Source organism: Halolactibacillus sp. JCM 19043 (assembly GCF_001310395.1).
Taxonomy (GTDB): domain Bacteria; phylum Bacillota; class Bacilli; order Bacillales; family Amphibacillaceae; genus Halolactibacillus; species Halolactibacillus miurensis.
Genome location: NZ_BAXD01000001.1, coordinates 243,140 through 267,461, shown reverse-complemented (window position 1 = coordinate 267,461; position 24,322 = coordinate 243,140). Strand labels below are relative to the sequence as shown.

At 40.2% G+C, this 24,322-nt stretch carries 26 protein-coding genes and 5 pseudogenes; all 31 read right to left on the bottom strand.

Going from position 1 to position 24,322, the window contains the following annotated elements; all coding sequences use genetic code 11:
• Window positions 1-39 precede the first annotated feature (39 nt).
• On the bottom strand, window positions 40-1,332 hold the full coding sequence (asnS, locus tag JCM19043_RS01475; protein WP_062319350.1) for an asparagine--tRNA ligase: 1,293 nt from the start codon (window positions 1,330-1,332) through the stop codon (window positions 40-42).
• Window positions 1,333-1,357: 25 nt separating this feature from the next.
• A pseudogene (locus JCM19043_RS01470) lies at window positions 1,358-2,544 on the bottom strand (pyridoxal phosphate-dependent aminotransferase).
• Window positions 2,545-2,558: 14 nt separating this feature from the next.
• Entirely contained in the window at window positions 2,559-3,083 is a 525-nt protein-coding gene (locus JCM19043_RS01465) for a hypothetical protein (RefSeq protein ID WP_062319347.1), read from the bottom strand.
• The gene (locus JCM19043_RS15885; protein ID WP_082394364.1) at window positions 3,049-3,222 is read right to left on the bottom strand and encodes a YpmA family protein; all 174 of its coding nucleotides are present in this window, start codon (window positions 3,220-3,222) and stop codon (window positions 3,049-3,051) included. The genes JCM19043_RS01465 and JCM19043_RS15885 overlap by 35 nt, the downstream gene beginning before the upstream one ends.
• Before the next feature lie 131 nt (window positions 3,223-3,353).
• Entirely contained in the window at window positions 3,354-4,616 is a 1,263-nt protein-coding gene (locus JCM19043_RS01460; protein WP_062319345.1) for a helicase C-terminal domain-containing protein, read from the bottom strand.
• Window positions 4,616-6,007 (bottom strand): exonuclease domain-containing protein, encoded by a 1,392-nt coding sequence (locus JCM19043_RS01455; protein WP_062319343.1) that lies wholly within the window; start codon window positions 6,005-6,007, stop codon window positions 4,616-4,618. The genes JCM19043_RS01460 and JCM19043_RS01455 overlap by 1 nt, the downstream gene beginning before the upstream one ends.
• 41 nt (window positions 6,008-6,048) lie before the next feature.
• The gene (gene panD, locus JCM19043_RS01450) at window positions 6,049-6,435 is read right to left on the bottom strand and encodes an aspartate 1-decarboxylase (protein WP_062319341.1); all 387 of its coding nucleotides are present in this window, start codon (window positions 6,433-6,435) and stop codon (window positions 6,049-6,051) included.
• A 78-nt stretch (window positions 6,436-6,513) separates the two neighbouring features.
• Window positions 6,514-7,370, bottom strand: a pseudogene (gene panC / locus JCM19043_RS01445) (pantoate--beta-alanine ligase).
• A 5-nt stretch (window positions 7,371-7,375) separates the two neighbouring features.
• Window positions 7,376-8,203: a 3-methyl-2-oxobutanoate hydroxymethyltransferase gene (gene panB, locus JCM19043_RS01440; protein WP_062319339.1), complete on the bottom strand. Its 828-nt coding sequence runs from the start codon at window positions 8,201-8,203 to the stop codon at window positions 7,376-7,378.
• Window positions 8,200-8,799: pseudogene (locus JCM19043_RS17110) on the bottom strand (biotin--[acetyl-CoA-carboxylase] ligase); the annotation flags it as partial. The gene panB and the pseudogene JCM19043_RS17110, both read right to left, overlap by 4 nt.
• A 55-nt stretch (window positions 8,800-8,854) precedes the next feature.
• Window positions 8,855-9,001: a hypothetical protein gene (locus JCM19043_RS17105; RefSeq protein ID WP_231631339.1), complete on the bottom strand. Its 147-nt coding sequence runs from the start codon at window positions 8,999-9,001 to the stop codon at window positions 8,855-8,857.
• Window positions 9,002-9,006: 5 nt separating this feature from the next.
• On the bottom strand, window positions 9,007-9,189 hold the full coding sequence (locus JCM19043_RS17100; protein ID WP_062319335.1) for an HTH domain-containing protein: 183 nt from the start codon (window positions 9,187-9,189) through the stop codon (window positions 9,007-9,009).
• Window positions 9,150-10,358, bottom strand: a complete 1,209-nt coding sequence (locus JCM19043_RS01425) for a CCA tRNA nucleotidyltransferase (protein ID WP_062319332.1) — start codon at window positions 10,356-10,358, stop codon at window positions 9,150-9,152. The genes JCM19043_RS17100 and JCM19043_RS01425 overlap by 40 nt, the downstream gene beginning before the upstream one ends.
• A gap of 171 nt (window positions 10,359-10,529) precedes the next feature.
• Complete coding sequence (gene mgsA / locus JCM19043_RS01420) at window positions 10,530-10,928, bottom strand: methylglyoxal synthase (RefSeq protein ID WP_062319330.1); 399 nt, start codon at window positions 10,926-10,928, stop codon at window positions 10,530-10,532.
• Window positions 10,929-10,947: 19 nt separating this feature from the next.
• Window positions 10,948-11,751: a 4-hydroxy-tetrahydrodipicolinate reductase gene (dapB, locus tag JCM19043_RS01415; RefSeq protein ID WP_062319328.1), complete on the bottom strand. Its 804-nt coding sequence runs from the start codon at window positions 11,749-11,751 to the stop codon at window positions 10,948-10,950.
• Window positions 11,752-11,756: 5 nt separating this feature from the next.
• Entirely contained in the window at window positions 11,757-12,104 is a 348-nt protein-coding gene (locus JCM19043_RS01410) for a nucleotide pyrophosphohydrolase (protein WP_062319326.1), read from the bottom strand.
• A gap of 120 nt (window positions 12,105-12,224) precedes the next feature.
• Window positions 12,225-12,830: a DUF1405 domain-containing protein gene (locus JCM19043_RS01405; RefSeq protein ID WP_062319322.1), complete on the bottom strand. Its 606-nt coding sequence runs from the start codon at window positions 12,828-12,830 to the stop codon at window positions 12,225-12,227.
• A gap of 10 nt (window positions 12,831-12,840) precedes the next feature.
• Window positions 12,841-13,410 carry a ReoY family proteolytic degradation factor gene (locus tag JCM19043_RS01400; protein WP_143103157.1) on the bottom strand — a complete coding sequence of 190 codons (570 nt, stop codon included), beginning with the start codon at window positions 13,408-13,410 and terminating at the stop codon, window positions 12,841-12,843.
• Window positions 13,411-13,460: 50 nt separating this feature from the next.
• Window positions 13,461-14,720 (bottom strand): lipopolysaccharide assembly protein LapB, encoded by a 1,260-nt coding sequence (locus JCM19043_RS01395; protein WP_062319318.1) that lies wholly within the window; start codon window positions 14,718-14,720, stop codon window positions 13,461-13,463.
• Window positions 14,721-14,852: 132 nt separating this feature from the next.
• Window positions 14,853-16,148: a 3-phosphoshikimate 1-carboxyvinyltransferase gene (aroA, locus tag JCM19043_RS01390; RefSeq protein ID WP_062319316.1), complete on the bottom strand. Its 1,296-nt coding sequence runs from the start codon at window positions 16,146-16,148 to the stop codon at window positions 14,853-14,855.
• Between the two features lie 13 nt (window positions 16,149-16,161).
• The gene (locus JCM19043_RS01385; protein ID WP_369813708.1) at window positions 16,162-17,073 is read right to left on the bottom strand and encodes a prephenate dehydrogenase; all 912 of its coding nucleotides are present in this window, start codon (window positions 17,071-17,073) and stop codon (window positions 16,162-16,164) included.
• Window positions 17,031-17,258: a hypothetical protein gene (locus tag JCM19043_RS18475; RefSeq protein ID WP_369813707.1), complete on the bottom strand. Its 228-nt coding sequence runs from the start codon at window positions 17,256-17,258 to the stop codon at window positions 17,031-17,033. The genes JCM19043_RS01385 and JCM19043_RS18475 overlap by 43 nt, the downstream gene beginning before the upstream one ends.
• Window positions 17,258-18,361, bottom strand: coding sequence for a histidinol-phosphate transaminase (hisC, locus tag JCM19043_RS01380; protein ID WP_062319315.1), 1,104 nt, complete (start codon window positions 18,359-18,361; stop codon window positions 17,258-17,260). The genes JCM19043_RS18475 and hisC overlap by 1 nt, the downstream gene beginning before the upstream one ends.
• Window positions 18,361-18,734 (bottom strand): annotated as a pseudogene (gene aroH, locus JCM19043_RS01375) (chorismate mutase). Before aroH ends, hisC begins: the two are co-directional and overlap by 1 nt.
• On the bottom strand, window positions 18,734-19,813 hold the full coding sequence (gene aroB, locus JCM19043_RS01370; RefSeq protein WP_062319313.1) for a 3-dehydroquinate synthase: 1,080 nt from the start codon (window positions 19,811-19,813) through the stop codon (window positions 18,734-18,736). The pseudogene aroH and the gene aroB overlap by 1 nt, the downstream one beginning before the upstream one ends.
• On the bottom strand, window positions 19,813-20,979 hold the full coding sequence (gene aroC / locus JCM19043_RS01365; RefSeq protein WP_062319311.1) for a chorismate synthase: 1,167 nt from the start codon (window positions 20,977-20,979) through the stop codon (window positions 19,813-19,815). The genes aroB and aroC overlap by 1 nt, the downstream gene beginning before the upstream one ends.
• 158 nt (window positions 20,980-21,137) lie before the next feature.
• Window positions 21,138-21,904: pseudogene (locus JCM19043_RS01360) on the bottom strand (protein-glutamate O-methyltransferase CheR); the annotation flags it as partial.
• Window positions 21,905-21,925: 21 nt separating this feature from the next.
• Complete coding sequence (locus tag JCM19043_RS01355) at window positions 21,926-23,215, bottom strand: polyprenyl synthetase family protein (RefSeq protein WP_062319309.1); 1,290 nt, start codon at window positions 23,213-23,215, stop codon at window positions 21,926-21,928.
• The gene (gene mtrB, locus JCM19043_RS01350; protein WP_062319307.1) at window positions 23,193-23,417 is read right to left on the bottom strand and encodes a trp RNA-binding attenuation protein MtrB; all 225 of its coding nucleotides are present in this window, start codon (window positions 23,415-23,417) and stop codon (window positions 23,193-23,195) included. The genes JCM19043_RS01355 and mtrB overlap by 23 nt, the downstream gene beginning before the upstream one ends.
• 74 nt (window positions 23,418-23,491) lie before the next feature.
• On the bottom strand, window positions 23,492-23,764 hold the full coding sequence (locus JCM19043_RS01345; RefSeq protein WP_062319305.1) for an HU family DNA-binding protein: 273 nt from the start codon (window positions 23,762-23,764) through the stop codon (window positions 23,492-23,494).
• Between the two features lie 357 nt (window positions 23,765-24,121).
• Complete coding sequence (locus JCM19043_RS18470; protein WP_369813714.1) at window positions 24,122-24,316, bottom strand: sporulation stage IV protein A; 195 nt, start codon at window positions 24,314-24,316, stop codon at window positions 24,122-24,124.
• Between the last annotated feature and the right edge of the window lie 6 nt (window positions 24,317-24,322).

Sequence of the window (24,322 nt, the reverse complement as noted above, 5' to 3'; positions counted from 1 at the left end):
ACAAGATCCGAGGGTTTTTATTTATGGTCACATATAAGCTTATGGATACAGACGGTTTAATAAACGTGGGAATGGAATCGTCTCACGTACGTGCTCAACCCCACTAAACCAAGCAACGGTTCGCTCTAATCCTAAACCAAAACCAGCGTGTGGCACTGAACCGTATTGACGCAATTCTAAATACCACTGGTAAGCATCACCTGATAAGTTATGTTCCTCATAACGTTGTTTCATTAAGTCTAAATCATCAATCCGTTGTGAGCCTCCGATAATTTCACCATAGCCTTCCGGTGCGATTAAATCGGCACAAAGCACAACCGCTTCGTTGGTTGGGTCTGGCTTCATATAGAAAGCTTTAATATCTTTTGGATAATGCGTAATAAAGACAGGTTTATCAAAACTTTCGGCAATCGCTGTTTCATGAGGTGAGCCAAAGTCTTCTCCCCACTCAATATCATCAAAGCCTTTATCTTTTAATAATTCAACGGCTTCATCATACGTAATACGTGGGAATGGCGCTTGTATTTGTTTTAATTTGTCAACATCGCGCTCTAAAATATCAAGCTCCAGCGCACAGTTTTCAACAACAGATTGCGCTAAGTAACTCACGTATTGTTCTTGTACTTGTAAACTTTCTTCATGTTCCATAAAGGCCATTTCAGGTTCAATCATCCAGAATTCAATCAAGTGACGACGTGTTTTTGATTTTTCTGCACGGAACGTTGGTCCGAATGAAAAAACTTTCCCAAAGGCCATTGCGGCTGCTTCCATATAAAGTTGACCACTTTGAGATAGGTAGGCTTCTTCATCAAAGTATTGGGTATGGAAGAGTTCCGTTGTCCCTTCCGCTGCAGAACCTGTTAAGATAGGTGGATCAATCTTAATGAAACCTTCTTTATTATAGAATTCGTAAGTCGCGCGAATAATTTCATTGCGAATCTTCATCACCGCATGTTGTCGTTTTGAACGTAACCAAAGGTGACGGTGGTCCATTAAAAACTCGGTCCCGTGTTCTTTTGGCGTGATAGGGAAATCAACGGATTCATGAATGAGTTCAAGGTCAGTGACTTGCATTTCATAACCAAAAGGCGAGCGCGTATCTTCTACAATTGTTCCTGTCACATAAACCGATGATTCTTGTGTCAAAGATTTCGCTAAGTTAAAGACTTCTTCTGATACCGCTGCTTTAACGACAACACCCTGAATAAACCCTGTGCCATCGCGTAATTGTAAGAAAGCAATCTTACCACTTGAACGCTTGTTACTAAGCCAAGCGCCCATTTTTACTTCTTCATTTAAATGTTCATTTACTTTACTAATGGTTGTTTTCAACAAACTTCCCTCCAAAATCTCTCTCTTATATTTTTGCATGCCGCTCAATAAAGCGGGTCATGCGGATCATCGCATCTTCTAATTGACTTTTCTTAATCACGTACGATATTCGGATATTTTTCGGTGCGCCAAAACCAGTACCCGGAATCACAGCCACTTGTTCTTCTTCTAGCAGAGCTGTTGAAAATTCTTCGACATCACTAAAACCACACATGTCAATCGCTTTTTCTACATTCGGGAACAAATAAAACGCTCCGTGCGGTTTAACACAAGTCATACCAGGCACACGTGTTAATAAATCGTATGTGTACGCTAATCTTTCGTTAAATGAGGCAACCATTTGAGTAATCTCTTCTTCTTCATGAGTATAGGCAGCTAACGCAGCATATTGACTAATTGTTGTCGGATTAGATGTTGAATGACTACACAGATTTGTCATCGCCTTAATGATTGTTTTCCGCCCGACCGCATAACCAATTCGCCACCCCGTCATCGCATGTGATTTTGACACACCATTGATGATCACGGTTTGTTTTTTTAGTTGTTCTGATAATGAGGCAATGGAAACATGTGGCTGGTCTGTATAGATCAACTTCTCATATATTTCATCTGATACAATGATAATATTATGTTTGATACAGACTTTGCCTAGGGCCATTAATTCGTCTCTTGTATACATCATTCCTGTTGGGTTACTCGGGGAATTAATAATAACCGCTCGTGTTTTTTCGGTGATGGCTTGTTCTAATTGTTCGGGCGTTAATTTAAACTGATTCGCCTCTTTACCTAAAACAAACACAGGTTCACCTTCAGCAAGCTTAATTTGTTCCGGATAACTGACCCAATAAGGAGCAGGTACGATGACTTCGTCACCAGGATTTAACAACACTTGAAATAAGGTATACAACGCATGTTTGGCACCAGTTGTCACAACGACTTGATCGGCGTCATAATCAATGCTTGATCTTTTAACATTTTACGTGCAATCGCTTCTCTAAGTGGCAAAATACCACCCGATGGCGTGTAACGCGTTAAACCACTGCGCATGGCACGCTCTGCGGCTTCGATAATATATTCGGGCGTATTAAAGTCAGGTTCACCTGCGCCTAAACCAATCACATCATGTCCACTGTCTTTTAGTGCCTTCGCTTTTGCGGTAATTGCTAAAGTTGTGGAGGGCGTCAGTGTTTGTACACGTTTTGCTAATTGCATATAATCACCTTTCCTTAGTTCACATTATTTAAGGTTAAGCCACTTTCATATGTACCATCGGTTAATCGGTAATAATCATAACGAACTGTACCAGATGTTGTGGTTGAAACGATTTCAACAATCGGTACTTGCTGTCTTAAACCTACGTTCACACGAATCACTTTGTTGGTCGGTCTTTCAGACTTAAATGTTGCTATCATTGGCTGAAGTGGGTCATTAGATGCCACTGTGTAAGTGGTAATCGCGGCCGTTTCATCTGTTTGATTCACAAAGTAATAGGTGACACTTTCTTCATCACGTGTGTGAATCACATGATAAAAGACTTCCCCGTGATAACGAGTCACCTCTTCAATCGTTGATGGGTCATAAGCTTCTTTTACACGTGCGATCGATTGTTCAAACCCTTGGTCTTCATGATCGCGAATGACACCGTACAGATGAATGCTATAACCAACGCTGAATAAACCTATAAGTAATAAAATACTGACAACAATTTTAAAGTAATTAAGTTCGATAAATTGTGAAGATTGCTGTCTCATCGTCATCCTCATCTAGTGCTAAACCAAACATCAAATCATCATCCTTTAATGTCCGGTTCAAACTATCAACTATTTTATAGAGTTCTGGGTTGTTCTGTAACTTAACCGTTGATAATGTTTCTATTTTTTCATTACGCATTGTATCCCAACCTTTAGTTATTTTGTGTTTATGACAAGTAATGATAAACCTTGTTATATTATAGCAGGTTTTCTAAGGAAACATAATGCTTATCGAGGCTTTTTTAAGATTTCTCCATGTTTTTTACCTCTTTACTTGTCACTCAAGAATGTTTGAGCCATGTCTAACAATTCTGTCGTACGTCGATGAAAGACAGGTACTGACGGTAGCGATTCAATAAATGTTCGACCATAACTTTTCGTTACCAGGCGATCATCTGTCACGACAACGATACCTATATCTGTTTCATGACGAATTAATCTTCCAAAACCTTGTTTAAAGCGAATAACCGCATCAGGTAATGAATAGCAATAAAAACCTGATTGACCGTTGCTTTCTATTCGCTTCAATTTTGCTTCAATGACTGGCTGGCTCGGTGATTGAAACGGTAATCGAGCAATGACAACGCATTTCAAATCATCACCCGGGATATCTAACCCTTCCCAAAAGGCATGGGTTCCGAGCAATATAGCTTGGTCTGTTTGTTGGAAATGTTTCTTTAATTTTTCATGACTCCCGCTTGAGATTCCTTGAGCAATTAAGACGTAATCATCTTGAAACAGTTCTTCTAATAACGCATACGTCTCTTTTAACATGTGATAAGAATTAAATAAAATCAACATACGTCCTTTAGTTAGATCGGCTAAAGAAAAAACAAGTTCACTTAACGCCTCAATATAAGCGGTCGTTTCACGATTATCAAGACGCGGAAAATCATTTGGGACAAGGACTTGAACGTTGTCCTCAGTCGGATATAGTGCTGGAAAGCGATACGTATTGATTGGTTTTTCAATCCCTAATTGGTCTTGTAAATAATCAAAGCGATGATTCACCGTTAATGTCGCACTCGTTAAAATGACTGATCGCTCTTTAGTAAAGTAATAGCGATTCACAGTCTCACTAATATCGACTGGTTTTTTATAAAACCTGATCGGCTGTTGCTGATGAGTCAAATCCATTTCTAACCAATACACAGCATCTGTGGAATCCTCGATAAAAAATTGGTTGTACGGTGCCAAAAAGGCTGAAACAATCGGTGTGAGCTCTTCCCGAATCAACGGATGTGGGGTACGATAAACGTCTTTAAGTAGGTCGTCAAGCAACAATTTAAACCGTTCATACATTACCTTCATCGTTGCAAACGCAGCAGCTGACGGGTCAATCGTAACCATCTTCTTTGATCGTTCCGCTGTCATGTGATGGGTCATAAACTGACGGGCGTAATCAATGAAACATTGATAATCATATTTTATATCTTCAATAGCGGCTTTCATCTTGCTATCTAACACATCAAATGTCTTTAAACGATGCACCACTTGATTTAAAAAGGCATGAATCGCTTGAGAGTGAAACATTAACCTTCTTCTTGCTCAATCACTTCTGGTAAGTGATGCGCCTCATCAATAATCAGTCGATTGAGAGGCATGTTATCTTGCAGAATCAATTGATGCATAAGCGCATGGTTAACGATAACGATATCTGCTACTTCGATTTGGGCTAGTTTATGTTCATAATAACTAAAGGCTTGTATTTCATCTGTATCAAAGCGGTGAGAAAATTGATGAAACAATTGATACCCACTCCGAGGTAATTGAATTTCATCAACATCACCCGTTTCTGTTTTCGTTAACCAAATAAGGACAATCGCTTTTGTTAAAGTAAAGTCATAGTGGTCATTATCCGTTTTCACAATCCACTCACTAAAACGTTTTAAACTTACATATTGATTTTTCCCTTTTAACACTTCAATCTGACACGTTTCAGAGAGATGAGCCAATATTTTGGGTACTTCTTCATGTAGCACCTGTTTTTGAAGCTGCTTTAAATAGGTACTTATAAACACTTTCTCCTTTGATGTTTTAGCAAAGTAGATAGCCGCAAGGAGATAACTCATCGTTTTACCTATTCCTGTTCCCGCTTCTATCAACGCCGATGATTGCGTCACAAAGGCATGATAAATCGCTTCACTCATTTCGCGTTGACCGAGACGAAGTGGTACATTAAACGCCGTCTCAAATGTATCTAGCCAGTCACCAAACGATTGCGTTATCGGTTCAGATCGATTCGGTTTGATGTCAGTGACACGTTTAATCGCTAAACCATAATGATAATCATATGGATCCTCTGTCTCTTTAATTAGATCCGCTTGCGGTTTATTAAGGCTGTCATGAATGATTGGAATCACATCACTTTTCAACTTCTCAGCTAACGGCAACAATTTCTTTAAGGTCGTCTTTGGTAATTGCGTTAACTCACTTAATAACACCTTTAATAATTCGGTTGTCACATAGGCATCTGATAGGGCTCGATGGGGATCATCATGGGTCAGTGCTAAAAATTGAGCCAGTTGATTCAACTTAAATCCTGGAGCTTTTGGCAACATCATGCGACTTAGTTCGACCGTATCCAATGTTTTGACGTTAAGTTTTTCAAGACCAACACGGGCAAATTCTTGATTTAAAAAACCTAAGTCAAACGGCACATTATGCGCAACAAAATAAGCTTCATCAAATAAATGATGAATATCATTCGCTACTTCTTCGAATGTCGGTTGATCCATCACCATCGCATTATTAATACCCGTTAAATGTTCGATAAACCGAGAAATATGTCTATGCGGATTAATAAGGGTTTGATACGTTTTGACAATCTGTTGATCGCGATAGATGACAATCCCGATTTCAATGATTCGATCTTGTTTTTGGTTTCCTGTTGTTTCTAAATCGACAACCGCAAATGTCGTCATCTCGCTCACCTTCAATCATAGTTTTCACGTGACACTCATGTTTACTCAATAATGGTGCGTGGGGCTTCTTGGTCAATCATCTCTTTAATCGTATTGTCTTCATTTAAAATGGCAACTTTAGGTGTAAATGTCGTTAAGTCTTCTTCTGATACGAGCGCATAACTAACGATAATCACAATATCCCCTGGTTGAACCAATCGACTTGCAGCCCCGTTTAAACAAATGACACCACTGTGTCTCTTACCAGGAATGACATACGTTTCAAGGCGTGCACCATTATTATTGTTGACTATTTGGACTTTCTCATGGGGTAGCAAATCAATCGCTTCCATAAGCGCTTGATCAATCGTGATGCTACCCACATAATTTAAGTTAGCTTCCGTGACACGGGCGCGGTGTAACTTACCTTTCATTAGCGTACGAAACATAATGATCGATCCCTTCTTTGATGTGGATGTCATGTTTTTTTTGTGTCATGCATTCATTGATTGTTAGCTTGATTGTTTTTAAGCATCAAGCTTCATGTCAATAATGACGTTATCAATTAATCTCGCTTTTTCAAACTTAACCGCACAGGCGAGAATCACCTGTCCTTTTAATGATGTTAAGGCTTCTAATTGAGGATAACTCAACAGTTCAATATAATCAATCTCAGCGTGACGACTTTGATTGATAACAGCCTGAACATGTGACAGAATGATCTGTTGATTCCGTTCACCGTTAGTGATCATTGTCCTTGCCTCACTAAGCGCTTGATAAATCAGCGGGGCTTCAAGACGTTCGTCAGCACTGAGATGAACATTACGGCTACTTTTCGCTAATCCATCAGGTTCCCTGACGGTTGGGATCTGTCGTAAGATGATATTAAAATTAAAGTCTTGAATTAATAAATCAACGACAGCCACTTGTTGGGCATCTTTTAAACCGAAATAGACACGGGTTGGCTCAACGAGATGAAATAATTTAGTTAACACCGTCAGTACACCACCGAAGTGTCCGGGTCTCGTGCGGTCACAGAGGACCCCCATGCGTTTCGTTAAAGTCATCGTCACCCCTATTTCCAATGGTACATCTCACGTGCATGTGGCATAAATAAAACATCGACATCCTGTGCGGCGCAGATGTTTGTGTCATGGGCCTCACTCCGAGGGTACGCCTCTAAATCATGTGGGTCATTAAACTGGAGGGGATTAACAAACACGCTAACCACAACCACGTCATTTTCTTCTCTCGCATAGTCAATTAATGTCGTATGCCCCTCATGTAAATACCCCATCGTTGGCACAAAGCCAATCGTCTGATTAGCGTCTTGTTTTCCTTTCACATAGCGCTTCAAGTCATCAATCGTGTAGATCATTTCCATCGGACTCATTCCTCCTCTAACGACACACCTTCATTTAACTGATAGGTATGTTTTTCCTCAGGAAACTGTGTCTGTTTAACCTCTCTCACAAAGGTACTAAGCGCTTGATTAATGGTCAGATTTAAATCTGCGTAAGGTTTCACAAATCTCGCTAAGCGACTCGTCCCATACTGCAACAAGTCATGATAAACAAGAACTTGACCATCACAGCTTAAACTTGCGCCAATACCGATCGTCGGAATTGTTAACGCTGACGTAATTTTATCAGCTAGCGGGGCTGGAATACCTTCTAATACACACATGACAGCGCCGTGTTGTTCGACCTTTTTTGCGTCTTCTATCAACTTTTCGGCTGATTGCTTGTCTTTTCCTTGAACTTTAAAGCCGCCCATCACATGGACTGATTGCGGGGTCAGTCCGAGATGACTCACGACCGGAATCCCTGCTTCAGTTAAACGTTTCGTTAACGTTAACACCATCTCACTTGCACCTTCTAATTTTAACGCTTGTGCTTGTGATGCTTGAAACAGTTTTTTGGCATTCATTAATCCGTCTTCAACTGAAATATGGTAACTCATAAAGGGCATATCCACGACAATAAAGGTCTCTTTTGCCCCGCGTCTAACCGCTTTCGCATGATGAACCATATCACTAAGCGTAACATCGGTTGTTGAGTCATACCCTAGCATCACCATGCCTAATGAATCCCCCACTAAAATTAAGTCTGCGCCTGATTGTTCAACCATTTTTGCTGACGGATAATCATAAGCGGTAATCATCACAGCCTTCTCTCGGTTTTGTTTCATCTGATAAAAATCAAGAATCGTTTTCATGTGTGACCTCCTTCAAACCAGTGAATGTCTGCTGAATACAATCGATCGGTTTGATCTCCATTTTTAATAAGCAACGCCCCGGTCTCATGAATGCCAACAAAGACGCCACTTTTTTCTTTGTCACCCAATCGGTAAGTTAATGTCTCACCTCGCCTGAAAGCGTGCTGTTCCCATTCATCTTTAATCGAATCAAACCCGTCCGTTAATAGGGTGCGGTATAAGGTTTCAAAATGTTTTAAGAAGTCTTGAATAAAATAACGCCGCTTAAAGCGTTCATCCGTTTCAATCATGAGTGATGTCACCGTATCACGGAGGTCTTCTGGAAACTCATCCAGCCGTTGATTAATATTTACACCTACACCAATCACCATATAATGAATTTGGTCTTGTTCTGCTTGCATCTCCGTTAAAATACCGGCAAGTTTTTTACCATTTATTAAGATATCATTCGGCCATTTAATTTTGGGTTCAAGTGTTGTTTTTTGTTTAATCGTGCGCACCAAGCTCACCGCTGTTAGTAAGGTGATTTTTTGGGCTTCAACGGGCGATAGCTCTGGCCTTAAAATAAAACTAAACCATGCCCCGTTTTTATTTTCCGAACTGAACGCCGGTGTAGCCTTCCTCGTCCCTTCGTTTGTGAATCAGCGACAACTAGATAGCCATCCGGCTTATTTTCTCTAGCCGGGTGTGCGCTAAATCTTGTGTCGATGTTAATTGGTCGTGGTATTCTAACATCTGACCGAGCACATCGGTATCTAGCCCCCAAAATAACGTGTTTTCACTTACCTTATCCGGCATATCAATTAATCGGTAGCTTTATTTGGAACAGCTTTAAAATGATAACCATCTTCCTCTAAATGTTTCATCTGCTTCCAGACCGCTGTCCTTGAAATACCGAGTTGGTCAGATAACCATTGTCCTGACACATACGTATGCATATTTTGTGCTAATAATTGAATGATTTTTTCTCGATTGGATAGGACCATATGACCCACTCCTTTAGTTGTTCTCGTTGATTTGGTAGTTCACCGGTAATAATCTTCTCTTCAAGTTGGTCAAGTATATGACCAATCCATCTGCCGCGTTTACGCTCAGGAAATAATTGCATCACATCATTGCCTGAGAGGGCTATGTCTTGTTTTGAATGAATGGGTAACTGTTGATGTATTTTTGTTAAGTCCTCTAATGATAGCGTCTCATCGAAGAGACGATCAGCTAAATCGGTAAAGCGATGATACAGCTGAGGAGTTAAATGATAGGCGATCAACGGTAAGGGTTGCTGACTTTGATAACACGTAAGCGATGTATAAAGCATGTTAGCCTCCCGCTTTTGAACATTGGATAACCGGTAAGCCTCATAAACAGACTTTAACGCGGTATTTTGATGACGAAAACCGATATAGACCAGCGCATCTATGAGACTGTGAAAGGCTCTTTTCACACGCTTTAAATCATCCATCACTGTTGTAAACTCTTTGAAAAAGGGTAAACGCAAGAGTAACTGTTCTGTTTCCTCAAGCATCAGCGCCTCATGTAAATATACTCCTTGAAAAAACTTATCCAATTCGACGTGAATCCGTTCAATAGAGACATGATCAATCAAGGCAAGCGACTCTGTGAGCGCTGTTTTAGTTTTCTGTTCAATCGCAAAGCCAAGTTGGCTACTAAAGCGAATCGCTCGCAACATTCTTAAGGGATCTTCATTAAAGCGTGCAGCAGGATTACCAACTGCCCGAATCCGTTTATGATTAATATCCACTTGCCCACCAAAGGGATCAATAAGCGCATCCATTTGCGTAAGAGCAATCGCATTCATAGTAAAGTCACGACGAGCTAGATCTTTTGTGACATCCGTGACAAAGTTAACCTTATCAGGATGACGTCGATCACTATACGTCGTTTCTTCACGTAGCGTTGTGACTTCAAATGATGTGTGATCATGACGAACGATCACGGTACCATGTTCAATACCTACTGGTATAACCTGACTAAAGAGCGCTGAGACATCTTCAGGTCGTGCACTTGTCGCAATATCAATATCATTAATCGGTCGTCCTAATAAGTAATCGCGCACAGAACCTCCAACGATATAAGCCTCATAACCTGCTTCAATTAAGCGTGTTAAAATCGGCTCGGCTGGTTTGAAAACATCCATTTGTTAACCCCTTCTCTTTCAGTCGTTACCATGATTTTAACATAACCTTTCGAATTTTTGAATGTTAACAGCATAAATATCCTTGTTAACATTAAAAACACCCATCTGTTAAGATGAGTGTTTTAAATATATTAATAATGACTTACATGATGATCGTTTTAGTTACCTGCCTTACGCATCAATGACATCGCGCCAATGAAAAAACCCTGCTTCTAGCGCACGAATCATCACTTCAGCACCCGCAAGATTAGTGACGAGAGGAATTTGATAAACATCACATAATCGCATTAAGGCGCTAATATCTGGCTCATGTGGTTGAGCCGTTAATGGATCTTTAAAGAATATTACTAAATCCATTTCATTCTCTGAAATTTTCGCTCCGATTTGTTGGTCACCACCAAGTGGCCCTGAATTAAACCGGTGCACATCTAAGCCAGTAGCTTCAGCAATTCGCTGTCCTGTTGTTCCTGTCGCAAATAAAGCATGCTCCTTAAGGATATGTTTATAAGAGATCGCAAAATTAATCATGTCATCTTTCTTTTCATCGTGTGCAATCAATGCAATTTTCATCTGTCTTATCCCCCTAACATTAGTCCATCATTAAATGTTCAAGCCCGTATACTAAATAATCTAACTTAACAACGCGATCAATCGCAAATTTAATCCCAGACATAAATGATTCGCGGTGGAATGAGTCGTGTTTAAGCGTGAAGTTCTCACCTGGTCCACCGAAAATAACTTCTTGATGAGCGACTAGTCCTGGTAGTCTCACACTATGAATCCGCATGCCATCAAAATCCGCCCCACGCGCACCATCAATGGTCTCATGTTCATCTGGGTGGCCTTGTGACTTTTGTTTCCGCGTATCCTGAATAAGCTCGGCTGTTTTTACGGCCGTCCCAGACGGGGCATCAAGTTTTTGATCATGGTGCTTTTCAATGATTTCAACATCTGGAAAGTACTTTGCTGCTTGTTTAGCAAACTGCATCATTAACACCGCACCCATCGCAAAGTTAGGCGCAATGACAGCACCGACTTCTCGTTCTTTACTTAGTTGGGTCAGTTCCTCAAGTTCTTCTGCTGTAAACCCTGTCGTACCAACAACCGGTCTCACGTCATGTAATAGCGCAGCTTTTGCGTGTTTAAACCCTACCTTTGGCGACGTTAAATCAATCAGTACATCTGCTTCAACTTCATCTAAACATTGATTGATATCATCATAAAAGATCGCATCAAAGTCTGGTAACCCTTCAATTTCTTTTACTTTCATACCTTTATGGTGTAAATCTACACACCCAACAAGGCAAAGATCTTGATGTTTTTTTATCATTCTTAAGGCTTCACTGCCCATTTTACCGCTCGCTCCAGCGACGACAACGTTAATTTTTGCCACATGAATCACTCCTTCTTTTTTGTAAATCGGTTTTTATCGCGTGTTTCAATTTTAGTCATGGCTTGATCAAACGCTTTTGCTGCATCAATATCAAGACTATTGGCAAAGGATAACAGGACGAAAAAGATATCACCGAGTTCATCTTCCACTGTATTGGCCGCCTCAGATGCTTTTTTCTTCTTAGGTCCATACATATGATTGACTTCTCTCGCTAATTCGCCAAGTTCTTCAGTAAAGCGCAACATCATCACTTCTGGACTAAAATAACCTTCTTCAAATTGTCGAATAAAACGGTCCACTCGTGTCTGCATCTTTTGGACATCGTATGTAACATGTTGATCACGGTCTGACATATCTCGTTCTCCTCTCTAGTCTAGCTAATTTTTCAGAAAACAGCAAATTTAATGACAAAGCTATCATCATTGTACAAAAAAAGACAACCATTTTCAATGAAGAAAACCGTTGTCTTTTGTTTAGCGCCTAACGACTCGACGCAAGTGGTTTATTTTTTTGTGCTTCATCAAATAATAAACGAGAAAGACACTCACTAAACTGAGCCAAAACGTAAAATAAGCAATCGCTGGCGTAAAGTCTGATAGCGAGCGGTAAGAGGGCATCATGCCGTAAACATAATCAATAAAGTCATTATGCAATGTCCAAATTAAGACGATGATTAAATGTTTTGTCTTAAACTGATAAAACGGTAAGTATAAGAGACCTTGAACGGCCATAGCACCATGAGAAAAGATTAACATGTAGCCCGCAGGTGATAAATCACCGGTTGTCAAAAGCATCAATACATTCATCACAACCGCCCAAACACCGTATTTAAACAAGGTCACAACCGCTAATGCTTCAACAAGTGGCCATGATTTTTTTAGTAGCAGCGCCCACAGAAAAATGGTAAAAAACAAACTTGCCGTCGGGGAGTCAGGCACAAACAATAAAAAGCGCGCCGGTGTTTGTGCGAGTTGCGGACCGTACCAAATATAGCCATAAATCGTCCCGAAAAAGTTGATGATCAGTAGTACAATTAAAAACAAACGTTGCTTTAACAAAGTGTAAAAATAGGTTACCACAGTTTATTCCTCACTTTTTATTTAACGGATGGGAATCCATTAGAGTATGTTGTTCTTCCGTTAAATAATGGGTTAATTGCTCAGACAACACGTGAAACTGTTCCAAATCTCCTTCATCCAAGCAGCGATCAATTTCTTTTCTTAGCCATACTTCATAACCGACAGATAACGTCTGATTAAGTAATGCATCGATGGTTTGTTTATCTGATTCATTCAAATAATAGTCATCCGGTATATACGGATTTTCTTCCAACACTCGGTGATAATCCAAACTTCTTTTCACGCCAAGAAAGCTTAGTTCAATGTAGAGTGGTTCATCCTTATTTAACCGCATATCATGAAACGCTTTATCGACCTCGGTTGTGACAAGATGATTTTTATAAAATTTAAACGCCGGTTTTTTTGCCCCTTCGGCTGATATTAATATACCACGCGGTGCATACTGGACATCATAAACAAAATGCACGTGGTTTAACAGATGTTCTTCACGCATTAAATAATGCAACAAATAAATACAATCGCGTTGTTTCACTTGATGTCTATTTAAAAACCAGTGAAGACACGCTTTTTTCTCCTGCATTGAAACAGTCACTTTATCACCTTCTTTATTAAAGGTTTTTTTCCATCGTCTTACAACGATGAATCACTTAGTCGTTCCAAATAATTTTCAATTTCATAATCTGTCACATCAAATGATAAATATCGTTCAAATAGGATTTTTGCCTCAGCATGTTTGCCTTCCTCAACGAGGAAGAACCCGTACGCTTTTAAGAAATCAAGATCATCTTTGAAATCCGGATAGGCTTTTTGATACGCTTCAAGCGCATGGTCAAAGTTTTCTGTTTCTTCATATGCTTTCGCAAGCTCCCAAAGATAATAACCATCTTCTTCACCTTGGTCTAATATATGCGTGATCAGTTCAATAATCGCTTCATCATCGCCATCTTCTCGGTAATTTTCAATTAAAAATAACACCGCTTCTTTATAACCAACATCAACGGCTACCGATTCTCTAGCATATTGATAACTGTTTTCTTTTTCGCCATTTCGACGAGCTAACCCAGCTGTTGTAAGCAATAACTCTTTATTCAGCGGTAAAAAGTCCAGACCACGCTTAGCAATGGCATACGCTTCTTTTATCAATCCTTCTTCTTCATAAATGTCAGCTAATTGTGGATAGACCGATGGATATTCTGGTTCTAAATCTATCAACGTTTCCCAGGCTTTGATTGCAATATCATTTCGATGCGCTTGACTAGCGACAAAACCGTATCTGAATAACGTTTCCTCATCTTCATGATCGAATTGGTTATAATGTTCTAAAGCTGATTCGAACTCTCCAACTTGCGCATAACACTCAGCTAATCGGCTATCGATCGCGACTTCTGCGATTGTGTCTTTCTCTTGTTTAACTTTTTGATAAGGCGGAATGGCTTTTTGATACTCCCCATTAGAAAAGGCAAGCTCTGCCCGAGCAAAATCAATCAAAATTTCATTGGGTGCCAATTGTTTGGCCGTTAAGAGTTTATGTTCAGCCACTTCAAATAACCCTTGTGTTTGATAGAGATCTGCTTGTGTGAGTAAACTCTCTAAGTAATGCGGATCGTTCGCATCAATTTGATTAAGCAATGTTAACGCTGCTTCATCATCTTCTAAATCAATATAAATTTCACTCAAGACCAGTTTAATTTCCGTCTCTTCTGGATATTTTGTGTAAAGTCGCTCTAAAATATCCTTCGCTTCTGGTAATAATCCGAGTTGAATATATAAATCACTAATGACGAATTGCTCATCGTCATTTGCTTCCGGTAAAAAATCTGAAAGAATGTGTAAGGCTTCTTCGTTTTGATTTTGTTCAATAAGTTGAATCGCTTGATAGATCTCTTCCACTTGTCAACGCCCCTTTATTTTCTCCTGTTTAAATAGGATAAAAAATCGAATAGTACTATCATACAAAAAATCGGAGCGAAGTTCAATAAAAACGCCAAGCTAGTTAGATGACTAGCTTGGCGTGACTCTATTTTACTTGTCGTTTGTTAGCGCAGTTAAATGGTCAAAGAAAGAAGGATAAGACACGTTAATGGCTTCCTTATCTGTCAGAGTTGTCTCACCAGTCGCAATAAGTGAAGCAATCGCAATCATCATGCCAATCCGGTGGTCACCATGAGAATCAGCCGTCGCACCCGTCAGTGTTTGGCTACCTTCAATGATCATGCCGTCTGGTGTCGGCTGAACGTGACAGCCAAATAGACGCAACGTATGGACGACACTATCAATCCGGTCTGTTTCTTTAAACCGAAGTTCTTCTGCATCTTTGATCACCGTTTGACCTTCGGCCTGTGAGGCTAAGAGAGCGAGAATAGGAATTTCATCAATCATTCGCGGGATAATATCCCCTTCGATAACCGCTCCCTTAGGCGTCTGGTAGGACACCGTCACATCTCCAATAATCTCACCGCCGATGTTTGTCGTTTCTTTAATATCAAGCGTGGCCCCCATTAACTTAATTGCATCAAGAATGCCTGTCCGTGTCGGATTTAATCCAACATCTTTTACTGTAATTTTGCTCCCTTTGACAATTAAAGCAGCCACAATAAAAAAGGCCGCGGAAGAAATGTCGCGTGGCACTTGAATCGTTGTCCCTTTTAGCGTTTGTTTACCTTCAATATGAATAGCTAAGCCATCCACTGTCACCTCGGCCCCAAATGCTTGTAACATATTCTCTGTATGATCGCGCGTTTTTGTTGACTCAACGACCGTCGTTGTCCCATTTGCTAACAGTCCCGCAAGAAGGACACCCGACTTGACTTGAGCACTTTTTACTTCAGGCTTAAAAGTAATCGCCGATAACGCCTGTCCACGCACCGCAAGTGGTAAATACTTACCTTCTTCCCGGCCATCAATGTTTGCGCCCATTTCACGCAATGGAATCGTCACTCGGTCCATCGGTCGCTTCGTTAACGATTGATCACCAAATAAGGTTGTATGAAAAGGTAACCCACTTAAAACCCCTAACAACAACCGAGCGGTTGTACCGGAATTACCTAAATCAATTGGCTGCGTTGGTTCCTTAAAGTGTTTGTAACCTTCACTATCAATTTCTACATGCTCATCATGTTGGGTAATCTGTACACCCATCGATTCAAAAGCTTTAATCGTCGTTAAACAATCATCACCCGTTAAAAAATTCGTAATCTCCGTCTTACCTTGTGCAAGTGCCCCGAAAAAAACGGCGCGGTGGGAAATCGATTTATCTCCAGGCACAAAACATTTACCCTTCAGTGGTGTTGTCGTTGGTTGTAATGTGATCTCACTCAAAATTACCCCTCCTTTAGTCTTCTAACATCGTTTCATAGCCATGCTTAATGAGTAGGCGATGACTCGTTAACTGATCCTCTTTTGAAACAAAACTTAACCTTAGGACACCGGTGATGCCTTCTCTTACTTCTAGGATTTCAATATTTTTAATACTGATATCAGCTTCAGCTAATAAAGTAACCACGGTCTTTAACGCACCTGGCTGGTCAAAAATATCGACATAGACATCGTAGAAAGACATTAAAGCTCCGCGTCCTTTACGATCAAGTCCATCGCGGTATCTTTTAGCTTGATCAAGGTAATGATACATCGCTTCTGATTCATCTGATGCTAACATGCGATGCAGCTGTTTCATTTCTTCAATCCAATCTTTTAATAACCGTTTCATGACGTTTTTATTTTGAAACAAAATATCTTGCCACATTTTCGGATTACTTGAAGCAATACGGGTAATATCTCGAAACCCGCCTGCTGCGAGTGTCGGAATACTCGGATGCTTCTCTTGCCACTTCTCCGCTTGGTGAACCAAACTTGAAGCAATCAAATGCGGGAAGTGAGAAATAACCGATGTCATTTCATCGTGTTCTTCCCCGTCTAATTCGATAAACTTTGCTTTTGTTGAGCTGAGTAGCTCTTCAAGATACGTTATATCGTCAGCTGTTGCACTCGTTGTTTTTGTTAGCACGTAAATCGCATTTTCAAATAAATGTTCCTTCGCTGCCTCGACCCCCCGTTTATGCGAGCCGGCCATCGGGTGTCCGCCAACGAAATGAATCTGTGGGTTCGTTAATTGTTCCGCTTGTTTTAACACGGACTGTTTAACTGAACTAACATCTGTCACTAGTACAGGCTTTGTTAAAGGAATCTGATTTAAGTCATCAATTAATTGACACGTGACGGATACAGGACACGATAAAATGACCACATCGGCCGCTTGAACGGCCTCTTTAAACAGGGTGTAGTTTCGTGCACGAGACCCTTTTCTTTCGCATACTGCAAGGTTTTCTGATCATGGTCATAACCTAATAACGTATGATTGGTATGTGACGTTAAATTTAGCGCCAACGACCCACCAATTAAACCAAGACCCGCTACTAATACCCGCGCCATTACATATCTTCCTTTTCATGTTCAGCTAAGAAAGTACGAATATGTGCTTGCATAGTATCCATATCCGCTTTTTCTCCTATCGTAATTCGCACACTATTTGGCATACCTAACGCTTCACCGGACCGAATAATGAACCCTTTACTGAGTAAGTAATCAAAGAGCGCATCACCTGAGACAGGTAACTTCACTAAGACAAAATTCGTTTCACTATCAAAGTAATCCAGCTCCATCTCATCTAAAAAGGCTATAAACGTCTGCTTGTTTTTATTCGTTTCACCGACAGTATGCTGAATAAAGTCTTGATCTCGATAAGCTTCCGTTGCCGCAAATTGTGCTAGCTTGGTCGTATTAAATGGTCCACGAGCAATGTTTAAAACGTTGGCGACACTTAAGTCACACACACCAAAACCTACCCGCAAACCTGCTAGACCATAGGCTTTAGAAAACGTACGAAGCACAATAAAGTTAGGGTACTGATTTAAGTAGCTTAAACTATCAGGCGCATCATCGCGGTCAATGTATTCATAGTACGCTTCATCCATCACGACAAGCACATCTTCTGGTACAGCTTCTAAAAAGCGTTCGAGCGATGGTTGATTAATGATACAACCCGTCGGGTTGTTGGGCGAACAGAGCCAGATGATGCGTGTATCGGTATCTATCGCATCTAACATCCCTTGTAAATCGTGGTAACCGTTTAATAGTGGGATTTCTTTTATGTCAGCTCCTTGAATCAGAGCATTATGCTTATATTGTGGGAACGTTGGTGTTGCCATAATCGTATTGGTGCCTTTTTCTAAATAAACACGACAAATAATATCAATCACTTCATCAGAACCACAACCAAACACGAGTTGGTCTAAATCAACTTGTAAATCTGAACTGATGACCTCACGCAACACTGTCGCATAACCATCCGGATAAATCTCAAAGTGATTCGCTGAGTCTTTCACAACTTGATCAACTTTTTTTGAGTAACCGAATGGATTTTCATTGGATGCTAATTTAACGATCCGATCTAAACCTAATTCTTTTTTGACTTCTTCTATTTGTTTCCCTGGTTTATAGGGTGACATGTGATTAAAGATTTGTTTATGTTTCATTATTTCCCCTCCGCATTTTCTACTAAGTCCGGTCTTAATGTCACAGCTTGTTCTTGATAGACATGGATGATTTCTTGTTGTGGTTGCTCCGTGTTGACTGATAACATCAACCTGATACAAAGTGGCAGGCCGTTAGGCACATTGATTTCTTTCATACACATCACCGGCACAAACATCCAACCTTCTTTTTCTCTAATGGGACGTGCCGGGAAAGCTTGATCAATATCATCTGTTACAGAGACGAACACATGGGCCACATCTTCCGGTCAATAGCATTTTTTTCAATTAAAGCTTCAAGTAAAGCCGATGTTTTTTCATAAATTTCGGTCGAATTATTTTGACTCACTGTCGTTGCTCCGCGAATGCCTCTCATCATCTTATCACCATCTTCTCTAAAAAGGATTCTAACTGTTGACGTAGGGAAACGTCTTCCATATCAACGAGTATAGGTTCACCTAACGCTTTTAATAACACCATTTTAATCGTCGCATTCTTCGTTTTTTTATCACGTTTCATTCGTTCCATCAATCGATTCACACTAAGACGTGGTAAATTCAACGGATAATTATTACGCTTCATCCAGTCATAAAAGGCATCAACAGGTAGCGACACAGAAAAATGTTGTTCACTCAGTTCCATCGCAAATAACATACCGATCGCCACAGCTTCTCCGTGGGTCATCTTACCATAACCAAGTTCTGATTCAATCGCATGACCAAGCGTATGACCAAAGTTAAGAAACTGACGAATATTCGCCTCACGTTCATCCATTTCAACAATGTTCGCTTTCACATTAATCCCGTGGATTAAATCACGAATAAGTGTCGTCTCAGATAAAGATTCATCTAATGTCACTGATTTAATTTGATCCCAAAATGGTGGGGTGTGAATCATACTATGTTTAGCGATCTCCGCATACCCTGAGCGAATTTCTCGAAACGGAATTGTTTGCAGTGTTTCGACATCATAAATAACCGCCACAGGCGGGTAAAAAGCGCCGATGAGATTTTTACCAAGTGGATGATTAATCGCTACTTTGCCGCCGACACTTGAGTCATGAGCTAGGATGGTCGTTGGCATTTGAATGAAATCAACGCCTCGCAAATAGGTCGCGGCCACAAATCCAGCCAAATCGCCAATCATCCCACCACCTAAAGCAATGATGAGACCATCACGATCGACCCCTGCTTCAATCAACTGTGTCATTAAATCGAAATAAACCCGACTGCTTTTTGATTCTTCTCCGGCCGGGATAATGGAATAGGTTACATGGAATTGATCTTTAAGTGTATTGTATACGTCATCTAAATAAAGCGGTGCAACATTAGAATCGGTCATAATATAAACGGATGGATAGTCTTTATTGATGAAGGACTTCAGTTTAAACCGAAGTCCTTGATCAATCACGACAGGGTAATCGTGTGTACTCGTTTTAATCGATAATTGTTCCATTAGAAACACCGCACTTCTTCGCGGTAGTCATCAAAAGCTGTTTTTAATTTCTTGAATTGATCATGTGGGAACTGTTCCAAAATAGCTTTAGCGATCTCAAAAGCAACGACATGCTCCATCACAACAGCTGCCGCTGGAACCGCACAAGAATCTGACCGTTCGATACTGGCGTTGAAAACTTCTTTTGATTCGATATCAACCGATTGGAGTGGTTTATATAACGTTGGAATAGGTTTCATGACACCGCGGACAACAATTGGCATTCCTGAGGTCATACCGCCTTCAAAACCACCTAAATTATTCGTCCGTCGACTAAATCCAGTCGCTTCTGACCAAATGATTTCATCGTGCACCTTTGAGCCAGGTCGACGACTCGCTTCAAAGCCAATACCGAATTCCACACCTTTAAAGGCATTAATCGATTGTACCGCAAAAGCTAACCGAGCATCCAGCTTACGGTCGTAATGTACATAAGAACCAATACCGGCTGGTAATCCTTCAACGATAACTTCACAAATACCCCCAATGGAATCGCCATCTTTTTTCGCCTGGTCAATCGCATCACGTATTGGTTGTTCGACATCACGGTCTAATACACGGACATCGGATGCTTCTGATTTTTCGATTTTTTCATCGATTGTTAAGCTCGGTTGATCTTTCGCTGTAATACCGGCAATTTCATGCACATAACCGACAATTTTCACTCCGAGATGATTCAGCAAGGTTTTAGCGACCGCTCCTGCCGCAACGCGGGCGCCTGTTTCACGAGCAGATGAGCGTTCTAGTATATTACGCATATCACGGTGACCGTATTTAATTGCCCCATTTAAATCGGCATGACCTGGACGCGGACGTGTCACGGTACGTCTAATCGCTTGATCAAGATCTATCGGATCTTCCCCCATAATATCTTCCCAATGTTTAAAGTCGTCATTTTTTACGACCATCGCAATCGGTGAACCAAGTGTATAACCGTGGCGTACCCCACCACAAATATCAACAAGATCTTTTTCTATTTGCATCCGTTTACCACGGCCATAGCCTTTTTGTCGTCTTAGTAGTGATTCATTTATATTTTCTGTTGTGAGTGGCATCCCAGCTGGTAAACCTTCTACAATCGTCGTCAATTGTTTACCGTGGGATTCTCCTGCAGTTAAGTATCTCATAATCCGTCTCCCCCAAAAGTTATTTTTAAATTAATATAACATACCTTTAGACTGTTGTGTGTGATAAATTGATAGATTATTCTTTTTTTTCGCACTTTTAAACAGATGTAACAAAAATGGAGTAGCACACTACTCCATCGATTACTTCGGCATACTATTGACTTTTTGATAGAAAAAGTATCAATCACTTTGAATTGATAGCGTTCTGGACTAAAAATCTGTTCCGTACTACCGACAAAGAAAACACCTTGATCTTTTAATGCATCAGAGAATTTATGATAGATGGCATGTTTCGCTTCTTCGGTGAAATAAATCATCACATTGCGACAGACGATTAAATCATAATTTTTCGGATACGGGTCTTCTAGTAAGTTATGTTTTTTGAACGTGATCGCCTTTTTCAGTGCAGGATCAATCCGGTAAACATTTTGATCAAAGCTAAAATAACGTTTTTTTAACGATTCTGGCACTTCTTTTAGGGCGCGTTCGGTATAAATACCTTCTCTTGCCCGCGCTAAAATTTTTTCATCTAAATCCGTCGCAAGAATGTCAACATGTTTTAAATCCATGTGTTGGCTAAGCAACATCGCCAGCGTATACGGTTCATCTCCCGATGAACAAGCCGCACTCCAGATTTTAAGTGTGTGATTCGGTTTTATCAGGTGGGTAATATTTTTTTATCTAACACATCCCACCGTGCTTTATTACGGAAAAATTCCGATACATTGATCGTCATTTTATCGAGAAATTCATGCAACAGAGCGTCATCTTTCTTTAATACCGCATGATAGTCCATAAACGTTGTAAAACCTCTTTTGTCTCGTAAAGACGTTAACCGTCGTTTCATTTGTACTTCTTTATAAAGCTTTAAATCGATCCCTGTCTGTTTATAAATTGCTTCAACAAATGCTTTATAGTCTGACATATCTCTTCCTCTTTTCTCTCATTACCGCGTGCGTTTATAAAGGATGGTTGTATAATAGATCAGTTCACGTTGATCTATGTCGGTCGGTAACTGCCGCAGTTCAATCAGTGCGCGTTCAATAAACCGGTGGGCCAACTGTGTTGTTTGTCTTGGCCCATTTACAGCACTAGCCAATGTATAATAACCATTTTTCTGATCACTCGCGACTGGTTTACCAAGTGTGGCTGCTGTTGATGTATAGTCGAATATATCATCTTTTAGTTGATAAGCCATTCCGATATAATAACCACTTCGACGAAAATGCCTTAATGTGTCATTTGTATAGCCTGATAAATAACCTGCCAAGTACAAAATGCTTTCAACAAAGAGCGCGGTTTTATCTCGGATGACTTTCAAGTAGCGATACGTTGATACGTGGCAGTTGTAGCGGTTAGATTGTTGTTGTATTTCTCCGTGGACCATTTGATAAAACAGTCGACTAAACACGCGGTGAACTTCTCTATCCTCTATATCGGCAAGTGCAAGCAAACTTTGAGTGAAAATGGCATTTCCCATATGTAAAGCCGTATAAGGAGTGAACTTTTCATGTAACGTTTGTTGATGACGTCTCATATCTGCTTGGTCAATAATGTCATCATGAATTAAACTGGCCAGATGTATGCCTTCAATCGCGATCCCGATAGATAATAAATCCCGCTGTCGTGACGAATCTTTAGTTAAAGCGTGATAAAACAAGGTAAGACGGGTTTGTTTCCCACCTGAAGTCATTAAAGCACTGAGCGCATCATTGTGTGTGGAATCAAACATTGTAAAAAGAGACACCATTTCTATTTTGACTTGCTGCTTATATGTATCGAGCGTTTTAACGTCTGACAACGAAACTGGATGATGTGATCGGTGTCCTTCTGGTGTGTCATCACCTTGCCATAATAAGTGAAAATATTGAAGCGGTGCCGGTCTATTCTGTTGATTAGACACATTGGCTAGGTAAGTCGATTGAAGCACCTTTAATACCCGTTTTAACGTCCTGAGTGAATGGTGCTGAACCATATAGCGGTAAAAGAGACTACTATAATAATCTCCTTGAAGGACATTTTCCCTTAACACGCCATCTGTTACCTGATGACAGGTAAGACTACGCATGAGATAGAGTGTTGGTATCAGGCAATGTATCACAACTTCTTGGTCTACGGTCGCTCCTTCTATAGACAAAAGACACGTATCAATCAGACCTGTTTCATCTGTCGACAACATCCCATTCATTTTATGTGCCACTAATCGATGGAGATCACGTTTGAACTGTTCGTCCACTTGTAATATCTCCATAACCCGACTTAATTTCGGCATGTCCTTTGACCTTAATTGCTGATGTATGTTCGGTAAATTGTACAACAAGTACTTCTCCTTCATCTAACTTCTCTGAGTGATGAAATTTCGTTGATTGCCCTCGGGTCAAACCGATGACTTGAACACCATTTTCTAATGCTTTAATGATCATGTAATCTGGTTGCATGTTGGTCACCCTTTCATTTTAGATGTAAAAAGAGGATGCAGAAAGCTGCATCCTCTAAGTAGCCCTATGTAACATTATTTTACGATATCTTTAAGGGCTTTACCTGGTTTAAAAGCAGGTACTTTGCTTGCTGGGATTTCAATCTCAGCACCAGTTTGTGGGTTGCGGCCTTTACGAGCTGCACGATCACGCACTTCAAAGTTACCAAAACCAATTAATTGTACTTTTTCACCATCTTTAAGTGAATCCATGATTGATTCAAAAACTGCATCAACAGCTTTAGTTGCGTCTTTTTTAGAAAGTTCGCTTTTTTCAGCTACAGCATTAATTAGATCTGTCTTGTTCATGATATTCACCTCCTCCCGCATTTAAATTCATGAAGCATGAGAATTTAAATGGTGTTTAATCCATTCGTTCACAAGTTTCTGCAATTCTATACTTCTGTCACAAATAAATCGGTGACAAGCCTTATAATATACGACTTTTACCATAAATTCAACAAAAATCGAAAGAAAGAATGAAAAATAACCCATTCTCGTTAATTATCACCCATTTTTTACCTTAAAACACTTAATTTCAGCCTTTTTACTAGCAATAATGGCACTTGTTACGACTCAATGACAGAAGCTCATCCTCAGTTTTCCCTACTGTTTTCGTTTTAAACATGCATTTTAAAAAACGTACGGCAAAGCCGTACGCTTCAATTATAAAACAATCGCAATCAAACCGCCATGCCCTTCATTGACGATCTTTGTCAGTGACAGTTGGAGTTTTTCTCTTGCATTCTCTGGCATTAACGCGAGTTTCGCTTGAATGCCGTCTCTTACAATCGCACTAAGTGAGCGACCAAAAACTTCACGGTCCCATATCGATAATGGATCGGATTCATAGTCTCGCATCAAATA

Bases quoted from the DNA above. Each gene is read 5' to 3' on its own strand.
- JCM19043_RS01465 (WP_062319347.1), bottom strand. From the start codon at position 3,083: ATGAGACAGCAATCTTCACAATTTATCGAACTTAATTACTTTAAAATT.
- JCM19043_RS15885 (WP_082394364.1), bottom strand. From the start codon at position 3,222: ATGCGTAATGAAAAAATAGAAACATTATCAACGGTTAAGTTACAGAAC.
- JCM19043_RS01460 (WP_062319345.1), bottom strand. From the start codon at position 4,616: ATGTTTCACTCTCAAGCGATTCATGCCTTTTTAAATCAAGTGGTGCAT.
- JCM19043_RS01455 (WP_062319343.1), bottom strand. From the start codon at position 6,007: ATGACGACATTTGCGGTTGTCGATTTAGAAACAACAGGAAACCAAAAA.
- panD (WP_062319341.1), bottom strand. From the start codon at position 6,435: ATGTTTCGTACGCTAATGAAAGGTAAGTTACACCGCGCCCGTGTCACG.
- panB (WP_062319339.1), bottom strand. From the start codon at position 8,203: ATGAAAACGATTCTTGATTTTTATCAGATGAAACAAAACCGAGAGAAG.
- JCM19043_RS17105 (WP_231631339.1), bottom strand. From the start codon at position 9,001: ATGCCGGATAAGGTAAGTGAAAACACGTTATTTTGGGGGCTAGATACC.
- JCM19043_RS17100 (WP_062319335.1), bottom strand. From the start codon at position 9,189: ATGGTCCTATCCAATCGAGAAAAAATCATTCAATTATTAGCACAAAAT.
- JCM19043_RS01425 (WP_062319332.1), bottom strand. From the start codon at position 10,358: ATGGATGTTTTCAAACCAGCCGAGCCGATTTTAACACGCTTAATTGAA.
- mgsA (WP_062319330.1), bottom strand. From the start codon at position 10,928: ATGAAAATTGCATTGATTGCACACGATGAAAAGAAAGATGACATGATT.
- JCM19043_RS01410 (WP_062319326.1), bottom strand. From the start codon at position 12,104: ATGTCAGACCGTGATCAACATGTTACATACGATGTCCAAAAGATGCAG.
- JCM19043_RS01400 (WP_143103157.1), bottom strand. From the start codon at position 13,410: ATGCAGGAGAAAAAAGCGTGTCTTCACTGGTTTTTAAATAGACATCAA.
- JCM19043_RS18475 (WP_369813707.1), bottom strand. From the start codon at position 17,258: ATGGCGCGGGTATTAGTAGCGGGTCTTGGTTTAATTGGTGGGTCGTTG.
- hisC (WP_062319315.1), bottom strand. From the start codon at position 18,361: ATGAAACATAAACAAATCTTTAATCACATGTCACCCTATAAACCAGGG.
- aroB (WP_062319313.1), bottom strand. From the start codon at position 19,813: ATGGAACAATTATCGATTAAAACGAGTACACACGATTACCCTGTCGTG.
- aroC (WP_062319311.1), bottom strand. From the start codon at position 20,979: ATGAGATACTTAACTGCAGGAGAATCCCACGGTAAACAATTGACGACG.
- mtrB (WP_062319307.1), bottom strand. From the start codon at position 23,417: ATGCAACCAGATTACATGATCATTAAAGCATTAGAAAATGGTGTTCAA.
- JCM19043_RS01345 (WP_062319305.1), bottom strand. From the start codon at position 23,764: ATGAACAAGACAGATCTAATTAATGCTGTAGCTGAAAAAAGCGAACTT.
- JCM19043_RS18470 (WP_369813714.1), bottom strand. From the start codon at position 24,316: ATGCGAGACTATGAATCCGATCCATTATCGATATGGGACCGTGAAGTT.